Origin of the sequence: Mesorhizobium sp., assembly GCF_041661565.1 — a bacterium.
In the GTDB taxonomy this organism is placed as follows: Bacteria; Pseudomonadota; Alphaproteobacteria; order Rhizobiales; family Rhizobiaceae; genus Mesorhizobium.
In genome coordinates, this window is sequence record NZ_JBAZUD010000159.1 from 1 (window position 1) to 10,929 (window position 10,929).

At 64.2% G+C, this 10,929-nt stretch carries 12 protein-coding genes and 1 pseudogene; 5 read left to right on the top strand and 8 right to left on the bottom strand.

Annotated elements, in window-relative coordinates:
* Both WC739_RS21795 and WC739_RS21800 read left to right on the top strand, forming a co-directional pair.
* A partial coding sequence (locus WC739_RS21795; RefSeq protein ID WP_372955069.1) for a response regulator occupies positions 1-594 on the top strand: 594 nt, incomplete at its 5' end.
* A gap of 118 nt (positions 595-712) precedes the next feature.
* Positions 713-1,600: a GNAT family N-acetyltransferase gene (locus WC739_RS21800; protein WP_372955070.1), complete on the top strand. Its 888-nt coding sequence runs from the start codon at positions 713-715 to the stop codon at positions 1,598-1,600.
* A 69-nt stretch (positions 1,601-1,669) separates the two neighbouring features.
* Here the strand turns inward: WC739_RS21800 and WC739_RS21805 are convergent, their stop codons facing one another.
* A complete protein-coding gene (locus WC739_RS21805) occupies positions 1,670-2,302 on the bottom strand; it encodes a trimeric intracellular cation channel family protein (protein WP_372955071.1) in 633 nt (210 codons plus the stop codon).
* 103 nt (positions 2,303-2,405) lie between these two features.
* Positions 2,406-3,038 (bottom strand): nucleotide exchange factor GrpE, encoded by a 633-nt coding sequence (grpE, locus tag WC739_RS21810; protein WP_372955072.1) that lies wholly within the window; start codon positions 3,036-3,038, stop codon positions 2,406-2,408.
* Between the two features lie 115 nt (positions 3,039-3,153).
* Between grpE and WC739_RS21815 the strand changes: the two genes are divergently transcribed.
* The 3 genes from WC739_RS21815 (at position 3,154) to WC739_RS21825 (ending at position 5,620) form a co-directional block, all read left to right on the top strand.
* Positions 3,154-3,480 carry a hypothetical protein gene (locus tag WC739_RS21815; RefSeq protein ID WP_372955073.1) on the top strand — a complete coding sequence of 109 codons (327 nt, stop codon included), beginning with the start codon at positions 3,154-3,156 and terminating at the stop codon, positions 3,478-3,480.
* An 88-nt stretch (positions 3,481-3,568) separates the two neighbouring features.
* Positions 3,569-4,591 (top strand): fatty acid desaturase, encoded by a 1,023-nt coding sequence (locus WC739_RS21820; RefSeq protein WP_372955074.1) that lies wholly within the window; start codon positions 3,569-3,571, stop codon positions 4,589-4,591.
* 75 nt (positions 4,592-4,666) lie between these two features.
* Positions 4,667-5,620: a phosphoribosylaminoimidazolesuccinocarboxamide synthase gene (locus tag WC739_RS21825; protein WP_372955075.1), complete on the top strand. Its 954-nt coding sequence runs from the start codon at positions 4,667-4,669 to the stop codon at positions 5,618-5,620.
* 9 nt (positions 5,621-5,629) lie between these two features.
* Here WC739_RS21825 and WC739_RS21830 read toward each other — a convergent pair whose 3' ends face one another.
* The 6 genes and pseudogenes from WC739_RS21830 to WC739_RS21855 all read right to left on the bottom strand — a co-directional run.
* The gene (locus WC739_RS21830; RefSeq protein ID WP_372955076.1) at positions 5,630-7,237 is read right to left on the bottom strand and encodes a GMC family oxidoreductase; all 1,608 of its coding nucleotides are present in this window, start codon (positions 7,235-7,237) and stop codon (positions 5,630-5,632) included.
* A gap of 116 nt (positions 7,238-7,353) precedes the next feature.
* Positions 7,354-7,890, bottom strand: a complete 537-nt coding sequence (locus WC739_RS21835; protein ID WP_372955077.1) for a DUF934 domain-containing protein — start codon at positions 7,888-7,890, stop codon at positions 7,354-7,356.
* A 26-nt stretch (positions 7,891-7,916) separates the two neighbouring features.
* On the bottom strand, positions 7,917-8,681 hold the full coding sequence (locus WC739_RS21840) for a phosphoadenylyl-sulfate reductase (protein WP_372955078.1): 765 nt from the start codon (positions 8,679-8,681) through the stop codon (positions 7,917-7,919).
* Positions 8,656-10,326 carry a nitrite/sulfite reductase gene (locus WC739_RS21845; RefSeq protein WP_372955079.1) on the bottom strand — a complete coding sequence of 557 codons (1,671 nt, stop codon included), beginning with the start codon at positions 10,324-10,326 and terminating at the stop codon, positions 8,656-8,658. Before WC739_RS21845 ends, WC739_RS21840 begins: the two co-directional genes overlap by 26 nt.
* 43 nt (positions 10,327-10,369) lie before the next feature.
* A complete protein-coding gene (locus WC739_RS21850) occupies positions 10,370-10,663 on the bottom strand; it encodes a DUF2849 domain-containing protein (RefSeq protein ID WP_372955080.1) in 294 nt (97 codons plus the stop codon).
* Positions 10,660-10,929: pseudogene (locus WC739_RS21855) on the bottom strand (uroporphyrinogen-III C-methyltransferase); the annotation flags it as partial. The gene WC739_RS21850 and the pseudogene WC739_RS21855, both read right to left, overlap by 4 nt.

Below are 10,929 nucleotides of genomic sequence, written 5' to 3' on the forward strand. Positions count from 1 at the left end.
GATCGCGGCATGCTTGGCGAGTTCCGCGCCAGCGGTTACGCGACCTTCCTGGCCAGGCCGGTGCGGGGTGGGACGCTCCTGCGCGTGCTGTTGAGCAGCCAGGTCGCCGCCCTTGCCCAGCCGCAGCCCGAAAAACGCCGCGCTTCGGCCCTCCGCGCCGGCGGCCGTCACCGCGGGTTGTCGGTCCTGATCGCCGAAGACAACGACATCAACGCCATGCTTGCCCGCGCCACGCTGCTGAAGGCCGGGCATCGCGTCAAGGTTGTCGGCAACGGCAAGGCCGCCGTCGAGGCTGTCACCGATGCCGCTCTCAAGCATCGTTTCGACGTGATCCTGATGGATCTGCACATGCCGGTCATGGATGGATTGGACGCGATCGCCGCCATCCGCCGTCATGAGGAGGAGATCTCGATACCGCCGGTGCCGATCATGGTGCTGTCGGCCGATAGCCAGGAAAAGACCCGGCACGCCGTGCTTGCCCATGGCGCCAGCGGCTTCGTCACCAAGCCGCTCGACCCCGACGCGCTGGTCGACGCCGTCGAGGGACAGGTGGCCGCCTTGAGCGATGCTTGGGCGCGTAACATAGCCGGTTGACCGCAGTTGCGAGCCGACGAAGTATTGCCCGCGACGGCGTATCACGGTACTGTCACAATCCTGTTGCACCTACACCGTATCCCCGTGCCAAGAGGGATGGCTCGAAGGAGAATCACTCGTGCATACAGTTATGCCGGAATGTGACACTCGGCCGAACGCCGGCAGCGCCTTGCTTGCCGGCCGCAACGTCGAGTCCGTCATGAAGGGCGCCCCACTCGGCCGGATTGGCAACCTCGAAGTGCGGCTCGCCCGCAACGAGGCCGAGATCGCGGCCGCGCAGGAAGTCCGCTATCGGGTCTTCTACGACGAACTTGGCGCCAGGAAGGAACGGTTCCAGGTTCAGGATCGCCGAGACGCCGACCGGTTCGATCCGCTCTGCGACCATCTGCTCGTCTTCGATACCTCGCTATCCGGCCCTGAGCACCGCCGCATCGTCGGCACCTACCGCCTGCTGCGGCAGGAAATAGCGGCCGCGGCCGGGGGCTTCTACTCGGAAGGCGAATTCGAGTTGACCAAGCTCATCGCTCGTCATCCGGGCCAACGTTTTCTCGAGCTCGGCCGCTCCTGCGTTTTGCCGGAATATCGCTCCAAGCGCACCATCGAGGCGCTGTGGCAAGGCATATGGGCCTATATCAATCATTACGAAATCGGCGTGATGACAGGCTGCGCTTCCTTCCACGGCATCGTGCCGGCGGCCCATGCGGAAGCGCTCACCTATCTCGCCCACCACTGCCGGACGAACTCCGCCTGGGACGTGCGCGCCGTGTCGGGGCGCTACTGCTCGATGGACCTGATGCCGATCGAGGCGGTCAACTCCAAGGCGGCGATCGCGGCCATGCCGCCTTTGGTCAAGGGCTATCTGCGCGTTGGCGCGCGCATCGGTGACGGCTGCGTCATCGATCGTGAATTCTCGACGGTCGACGTGTTTATCGTCATGCCGGTCAAGGAGATCGGCGCCCGCTACGTCAACTATTATGGCGGCGAGGCCCAACGCTTCGCGGCATAGCGAATAGCTGCATCGCAATCTGCGCGCCGCATCCCTATTCGCTACTCCCTATTTCCTATTCGCTTTCCCTCACGGAATGTCTTCCGGCCGCCGGCCGGGACGGCTCTTGTAGGCTGGAAACGCCCAGCCGAACCGCAAGGCACCGCCGCGCACCACGAACGCCGCTGCGAATCCGGCCAATCCTGAAACGATCTGCGGCAGGCCGGCGACATCGCCGGCCGTGAAGATGGCGGCCCCCACGAGCGCGGCGGTGACATAGATCTCGGGTCTCAGCAGCACGGACGGCTCGCCGGCCAGGAGATCACGCAATATGCCGCCGAGGGTTGCGGTCAGCATGCCGGTGATGATCGAAACCACGGGCGAGCCCGTGATCGCCAGACCCTTGGCCGCGCCCATCACCGAAAACGCCGCAAGGCCGATGGCATCGAGCCAGAGCAGAAGCTTGTAACGGGATTCGACGCGGTGCGCGGTGAAGAACACCAGCACCGCCACCACCGCGCAGATCAGCACATAGTCGCGGTTTCCCACCCAGAAGACCGGCACGTTCAAGATCACATCGCGAAAGGTGCCGCCGCCGATGCCGGTGACGCTGGCCAGGAACAGAAAGCCGATAATGTCGAGTTGCTTGCGCGAAGCGGCAAGCGCGCCGGTCGCGGCGAAGACGGCGACCCCGGCATAGTCGAGAAGCGCGATGGGATTCATAGCCTGAGCGAGTAAGGAGCAGGGAATAGGCAATAGGCAATAGCACGAAGCCGCGGATTAGTATCCGTTCCCTACTCGCTACTCCCTATTCGCTAACGCGCTATCAAGCGTCCTTCTCGGCCTGCTCATTGACCGGACCCGGTTCGACCGGCGCCTCGGCGGCAAACTTGGGACCGCCCTTGGCGACGCCGACCATGGCCGGGCGCAGCACCCGCTCCCCGATCGAATAGCCGGGCTGCACCACCTGCACCACGGTGTTGGCGGGGACATCCGGATTTGGCACCTCGAACATCGCCTGGTGAAAATTCGGGTCGAACTTCTCGCCTTCCGGGGCCAGTTTCTTGACCCCGTGCCGTTCCAGCGCCGACAGCATGGCGCGCTCGGTGAGGTCGACGCCTTCGATCAGCGCCTTGAAGCCGGCGTCCCCCGATGCCTTGGCTTCGGCGGGGATGGCGTCGAGCGCACGACGCAGATTGTCCGACACCGACAGCATGTCGCGGGCAAAATTGGCAACCGCGTAGGTTCGCGCGTCATGCACGTCGCGCGCCGTGCGGCGGCGCAGGTTTTCCATCTCGGCTGCAACCCGCAGCGCCCGGTCCTTCAGTTCCTCGTTTTCCTTCAGCAGCCGCACCAGCGCTTCATAGTCGCCGTCGGTGCCGCCTTCCATGCGTTCGGCATTGGCTTCGGACGCCTCGATTTCTTCGGGCGCGCGTTCGTCTTTTGCCTGGTCGCTCATCGCCGTTTCCCGTCATCTTGAATGGTATGGATTTTGAGCCCGATATCGAGGTTTGGCGGGCAAAAATCAAGGGGTAAGCGGTCTTGCAAGGCTGGGGGTGGTAGCCAGACGGCGAATGGGACGGCATTTCAATTTTAATTCAAATTTTACCGTGTCGCTCGGCTTTGCTTGCGTGGAAGGCATGAAGACGGAACCATTACCTTGCCGGGCGAGTTTCGAAGCCGACACAGGATTTAAAATGATGATGACCCACAACAAGGCAGAAAAGGGAGGAAGGCTCGCCGCCGATGTCAGGCGTCAGTTCGGCGCCGAGGCGACGACGCGCTTCCTGCGCAATTTACCGGCCTTCCAAGCCGAGGCAAATGTGCCGGACCGATTCAAGGAACTGCTCGACCGTCTCGCCCAGGTCGAGAACGCCAACACGAACTGGCGTCGGCAGTGATCGGTTCTGATCTTGCGCGACAATTACGCACAGTAATTTCGCGTGATCCGCGCCTTGCGGTGGCGGAACGTGCCGCTTATGCTTCCTGATGAACATGATTTCCCCCGAGGCGGCTGCCCACAGCAAGCGCGCCTGGCTCAAGGTCCTGGCGCGCTACAAGAAGCCTGACAGGCGTCGAAGCGCCGCCGAACTCGCCATCACCCTCATTCCGTTCGCCACCCTATGGGCATTGTCCTCCGCTGCCTATGCCTATGGCCACTGGTGGGGGCTGGTCCTTATCGTGCCCGCGGCAGGATTCCTGGTGCGTATCTTCATGATCCAGCACGACTGCGGTCACGGCTCATTCTTTGCTAACCGCTACGCCGACGACTGGATAGGCCGCGCGCTCGGCATCCTGACACTGACGCCATACGATTGCTGGCGGCGGGCGCACGCGACCCATCACGCCAGCGCCGGCAATCTGGACGAGCGCGGCATGGGCGATATCCGGACGCTGACCGTTGCCGAATACCGGCAGATGTCATGGCGAGGCCGTCTGGCCTATCGCCTCTATCGCCATCCTCTGGTGATGTTCGGTCTTGGCCCGACATGGCTCTTCATCTTCGAGCACAGGCTGCCGGTCGGGATGATGCGCGGCGGTTTGACGCCGTGGGTGTCGTCCATGACCACCAACCTTGCCATCCTGGTCGCATCCTCCGTGCTCATCTGGTTCGTCGGCCTGGGCGCATTCCTGGTGGTGCATCTGCCGATCGTCATCCTGGCTGGTTCGGCCGGCATCTGGCTGTTCTACGTGCAGCACCAGTTCGAGGAAACGGAATGGTCGAAGGATTCCGAATGGGAATTCCAGCATGCCGCCTTGCACGGCTCGTCCTACTATGACCTGCCGCCGGTGCTTAACTGGTTCACCGGCAACATCGGCGTCCACCATGTGCATCACCTCTCGGCCAAGGTGCCCGGCTACCGCCTGCAGGAAGTGCTGCGCGACTATCCGGAACTGCGCGGCATCGGCCGCGTCACGCTTCTCGAAAGCCTGCGCTGCGTCAAACTGGCGTTGTGGGATGAAAACCGCAGGAAGCTCGTGTCGTTTCGCGAGGCACGCCTGGCGGTTTAGAGCCGGCCGGGCATTGAAGGATCGCGCATCGCGCTTTAAGCAGCTTGCGGGATCACCCGCAAACGGCATGGCACGATGAGCAATCCGCGCGTTCTTTCAGACGCCTATATTCCCGAACTCCCCAACCGCTACAGCGGCAAGGTGCGGGAAAACTACGATTTGCCCGACGGGCGACGCATCATCATCGCCACCGATCGCATCAGTGCCTTCGACGTCATCCTGACCTCGATCCCTTTCAAGGGCGAGATCCTCACCCAGATCGCCCGCTACTGGTTCGAAGAAACCGCCGACATCTGCCCCAATCATGTTCTCGACTATCCCGACCCGAACGTCGTCGTGGGGACCAGGCTTGAAATCCTGCCGGTCGAAATCGTCGTCCGCGGCTACCTCGCTGGAACCACCAGCACCTCGATCCTGACCAAATACAGGAATGGCGAGCGAACCATGTACGGAACGACGCTGCCCGACGGGTTACGCGCGAATGAAAAGCTTGGCGAGGCGATCATCACCCCGACGAGCAAGGCTTTCGACGGCGGCCATGACGAGCCCCTGTCCGAAGCCGAAATCCTCAGCCAGGGTCTTCTGACGCCGGCGCAGTGGCAGACAGTGTCGACCTACGCCCTGCAGCTGTTCGCCCGCGGCCAGTCGCGCGCCGCCGAACGCGGCCTGATCCTCGCCGACACCAAATACGAGTTCGGCGTCGACAAGGACGGGACGATCGTCCTCGCCGACGAGATCCACACGCCGGACAGCAGCCGCTATTGGATCGCGGCGACCTACCAGCAGGCGCTCGAAAGCGGTGCAAGGCCGGAAAGCTTCGACAAGGATTTCATCCGCTCGTGGGTCTCGGCCCGGTGCGACCCCTACAAGGAACCGATCCCCGCGATTCCCGATGAGGTCGTCGATCAGGCCTCGCAAGTCTACGCGCGGGCCTATGAAGCGATCACGGGCAAGGCGTTCGTGCCCGACCTCTCGGGCGACACCGTGCTGGATCGGATCCGCGGCAACCTGAAGCCCTACTTTCAATAAGCGCCCGCGTCAGGCGGCGGCCTTGATCATATCGGCCGCCTTTTCGGCGATCATGATGGTCGGCGCGTTGGTGTTGCCGCCGATCAGCGTCGGCATGACCGAGGCGTCCACGACCCGCAGCGCGTGCATGCCGCGCACCCGCAACTGCGGATCGACCACCGCCATGGCGTCGGTGCCCATCTTGCAGGTGCCCACCGGGTGATAGATCGTATCGGCACGGGCGCGGATATGGCCCATCAGCTCTGCGTCGCTCGAAACCCCGGCCGTATAGATCTCCCTGCCCCGGTATCCGGCCAGCGCCGGCGCCTCCAAGATGCGGCGCATGATCTTCACCCCCTTCAGCAACAGCTCGGCGTCGCGTTCGTCGGCAAGAAACCGCGGGTCGATGCGCGGCGGCGCCAGGGGATCGACCGAGAGCAGGCCGACCTCGCCGCGCGAATGCGGCCGCAGCACGCAAACATGACAGGAAAAGCCATAGCCCATATGCAGCTTGCGGCCATGGTCATCGACAATGGCGATGCAGAAGTGCAGTTGCAAGTCGGGCCGGTCCAGCGCCGGGCCGGATTTGAGAAAGGCGCCACCCTCCGCGTAAGGCGTCGCGATCATGCCGCCGCCATCCTTGCGCCAGCGCCGCAGATGCCGCAGCAGACCGGGCAGGCCGCGAAGGCCGATTCCCACCAGGTCGGTACTGCCCGACGTCCAGCTCATGATGAAATCGAGGTGATCCTGCAGGTTCTTGCCGACCCCAGGCAGTTCATGGACAATCGGTATTCCCTGCCCTGCAAGCTCGGTCGCCGGGCCGATGCCGGAAAGCAGCAGGAGTTGGGGCGAGCCGAATGCACCACCGCAAACGATGACTTCGCGTCTGGCTTTCACAACGGCTTCGATCCCGCCCCTGCGGTAGCGCACGCCTGACGCCCGCTTGCCGTCCAGGACGATGCCAGTGGCATGCGCTCCGGTGATCACCGTCAGGTTGGGCCTGGCCATGGCCGGATGCAGGTAGGCGGCGGCCGCCGAACAGCGCTCGCCATTGCGGCGTTCGCCCCAGAATTGCGTAACCTGGTAGAGCCCCGCCCCTTCCTGCTCTGGACCATTGAAATCATCGTTGCGGCGGATCTGGTTTTCAGCGCAAGCCTCGACGAAGGCCCGGGACAGCGCACGCGGGTCCTGCTGATCGGCGACCCGTAGCGGCCCGTCGCTTCCGTGCAGGGCATCGGCGCCGCGCTGGTTGCCTTCCGACCGCCGGAAATAGGGCAGCACCTCGTCCCATGACCAGCCGTCGCAGCCGAGCCTTGCCCACTCGTCATAATCGCTGGGGTGACCCCGTGTGTAGAGCATGGCGTTGATGGCGCTGGACCCGCCCAGCGCCTTGCCGCGCGGCTGGTAGCCCTTGCGGCCGCCAAGCCCTTGCTGGGGCACTGTCTCGAAGGCCCAGTTGCTGATCTTCGGGCGGCCCGGCAAGAGCGCGATGATGCCCGCCGGCGCCCGGATGAGCAGGCTCTTGCCGTCGCCGCCGGCTTCCAGAAGGCACACTGTCTTGCGCGGGTCTTCGGAAAGACGCGCCGCGAGCGTGCAGCCGGCGGACCCGCCGCCGGCGATGACATAGTCGAAATCCATCCTCTCCCTCCCCGCGTCCGGCGGATGTTTCCGTCGGGCGCGCAAGAGAATGCCGGATCAAATGCGATGTAAAGACGGCCTTGATTGCCGCAGCGTCATCACGCGGATGTCGCGTTTCAGCCCAGGCGCACCCGCCGCCAGGCGTATTTCGGCCCCTTGGGCTCCGCCACGGCGGCCGGCTGGTAGTACAATCCCAATCCGCCGGTGCGTCCCTCTTCAAGGCGCTTCAACAGGACAGGATTCGAGATTTCGAACTCGTCGAACCCCAGGCGCAGCATGTGCGGCAACTGGTCGACAAGCACCTGCCCGGTGGCCCGCACCGCCCCCTCGAAATGATAGCGGCTGCGCAGCAATTCGGCCTTGGAGAAGGAGCGGCCATCGCTGAACGCCGGGAAGGCCAGCGCCACCAACGACAGCTGGTCGAGCAGGTCGGCTAGCTTCTCCATCTGGTCGCCGGGCTGCAACGCGACGCCGAGCCGCTCCCTGGCCGACCGCCGCACCTCCGGATCCAGGTCGAGAAACGCCTGCAGCGGCAGGATGAAACGGCCATTGCCAGTCAACGCCTCGGCACTGTCGGCATGAACCCATTCATCCTCGCGGAAACCCTTCGGGGTCCAGAGGCGGGTGGAGGTCCCCGCAGTCAATTCGGTCATCAAAAATTCCCAGGCAGGAAAAAACTCTACAATGAGGCGTCGGTCAGCGAAACTTCCAGGCCCGACAGGTGAATGCCGCACTCGGTCTTGGCATGGCCGGCCCAGCGGCCGCTGCGCGCGTCCTCGCCCGGCTGCACCGGCTGGGTGCAGGGAAAGCAGCCTATCGACAAATACCCATAGGCAACCAGCGGATTTTCGCGCAGCGCATGCGCCCGCATGTAATCGGCCTGGTCGGATGTCGTCCAGTGCGCCAGCGGATTGATGCGGATGCGCGGACCGACCGCCTCGAAAACCGGCAGCGCTGCCCGCGTCGAAGCCTGGAAGCGCTTGCGGCCGGTGAGCCAGGCGCGGAAGGGTGCAACGCCGCGCGCCAGCGGTTCGACCTTGCGAATGCCGCAGCAGGCTTCGGTGTCGGCCTGGTGGAGGTTGCCTGTCGGGTCGATCCGTTGGAGCGCGGCCTCTTCCGGCTTGATCACCCGTATATTGGTCAGCCCGAAATCGGCGACAAGCGCATCGCGATAATCGAGCGTCTCCTCGAAATGCTTGCCGGTGTCGAGAAAGAGGACCGGCAGCGACCGGTCTATCTCCGAGATCATATGCAGTAGCACCGCCGAGTCAGCGCCGAAGGAGGAAACGGCGGCGATCTCGTCATGAAACAGGTGGCCGGCAGCCAGCTCGATGATCTCGAGCGGCTTCAGCCGACCGTGCAGCGCGTCGAGCCCGGCCGCCCTCGCGGCGGCGGCGCCATCGGCGTCGACGATACGGTCAAGCGGCCTTGGCTTCGCCAGCATAGAGCGCCTCCTTGAACGGCGCGGGACCGACACGGCGGTAGGCGTCGATGAATTTTTCGCCGCGGTCGAGCCGAAGGCCGAGATAGGTGTCGACGATCGTCTCGATGGCGTCCGTGATCTCTTCCGACGAGAAGCCACGGCCGATGATCTCGCCGACCGAGGTGTTCTCGTCGGCCGAACCACCCAGCGTCACCTGGTAGAGCTCGGTGCCCTTCTTCTCGACGCCGAGGATGCCGATATGGCCGACATGATGATGGCCGCAGGCATTGATGCAGCCAGAGATCTTCAGCTTCAATTCGCCGATCTCGCGCTGCCGCTCCAGCGAGGCGAAACGGCGCGAGATCTCCTGCGCGATCGGGATCGAGCGCGCCGTCGCCAGCGCGCAATAGTCGAGGCCCGGGCAGGCGATGATGTCGGATATCAGGTTGGAATTGGCCGTCGCCAGGCCGATGTCGACCAGCGCGTCATAGACCGCCTTGAGATCGGCGCGCGCCACATGCGGCAGGATCAGGTTCTGCTCATGGCTGACGCGTAGTTCGTCGAAGGCGTATTTTTCGGCGATGTCTGCGACCGCTTCCATCTGGCTGTCGGAGGCGTCGCCCGGCACTTCGCCAATGCCTTTCAGCGAGATCGTCACCGCTGCATAGTCGGGATGGCGATGCGTCACGACGTTCTGGTCGAGCCACTCCGAGAAGCCCTTGGAATCGAGACGCGCAAGCTTGACCGCCTCGTCGCCTTCGGGCCGATCTGCAAGCGCCGGCGGCGCGAAATAGGCCTCGATGGCACGGATGTCGGCGTCCGGCAGCTTCAGCTCAGCGTCCTTCAGCTCCTGCCACTCGGCCTCGACCTGGCGGGTGATTTCCTCGACGCCGGTCTCGTGGACCAGGATCTTGATGCGCGCCTTGTACTTGTTGTCGCGCCGTCCATTGAGATTGTAAACACGCAGGATGGCCGTGCAGTAGGACAGAAGGTCGGCTTCCGGCAGGAAATCGCGGGTCTTCCTGGCGACCATCGGCGTGCGGCCCTGACCGCCGCCGATATAGACCGCAAAGCCAAGCTCGCCGGCCGCGTTTTTCTTCAGATGCAGGCCAATGTCATGTGTCTGGATGGCGGCACGGTCGCGCTCGGCACCCGTCACCGCGATCTTGAATTTGCGCGGCAGGAACGAGAATTCCGGATGCACCGAGGACCACTGGCGCAGGATCTCGGCATAGGGGCGCGGATCGGCAACCTCGTCGGCGGCGGCGCCGGCGAAATGGTCGGCCGTGACGTTGCGGATGCAATTGCCGCTGGTCTGGATGGCGTGCATCTCGACGCTGGCCAGGTCTGCCAGGATCGCCGGAATGTCCGACAGCGCGGGCCAGTTGAACTGGATGTTCTGGCGCGTGGTGAAATGGCCGTAGCCCTTGTCGTACTTGCGGGCGATGTGGCCCAGCATGCGCAATTGTTTGCCGCTGAGCGTCCCATAGGGCACGGCGATGCGCAGCATATAGGCATGCAGCTGCAGGTAGACGCCGTTCATCAGCCTGAGCGGCTTGAACTGGTCCTCGGTGATCTCGCCGGCAAGCCTACGCTCGACCTGGTCGCTGAACTCGGCGACACGGGCCTGGACAAAATCGTGGTCGAACTCATCGTAACGGTACATGTTCGTCTTTCAGGGCGCGTCCGCCTGTTTCATTTCAGTCTGGCTAAGCGATGCGCTCGGCCTGCTTGCCGAGGTCGCCGCGGATGGTTGGGCCGGCGGCACGGATCTTCTCGCGCAGCCGCACCGGCTCGACGACACCGTCGACGACGTCCGCATCGATCAGGTTGACGTCAACCACTTCATTGTCGGCATAGGCCCTGGCGCCGATCACCTCCAACCGGTCCTCGGCCGCCTTGTCGTGGGCAAGGTCGGCATGATCCACCGTCTCGACCCAGCCGCCATCGGCATACCAGACGGCAATGCCGTCGCCGAGGCGATTGGCGGTCAGTATCTTCATGACTGAACTCCCTCGACGGCCGCGCCCGCCGCGATCTCATGCCTGTGCGCGGCGAGCGGTTCGGAGCGCCGGAAATTGGCGCCGGCGACCGCGTCGCCGATAATGGTCATCACCGGGCCGGCGAGGTCGGCGCGCGCTCCCAGCGACGGCAGGTCAGCCAGCGTGCCGTGGAAGCGGCGCCGGTTGGCGAGGCTGGCATTCTCGACCACGGCGACGGCCGTGTCGGGCGACAGACCGGCTTCGATCAGCCGGCCGGCAACCTCGGC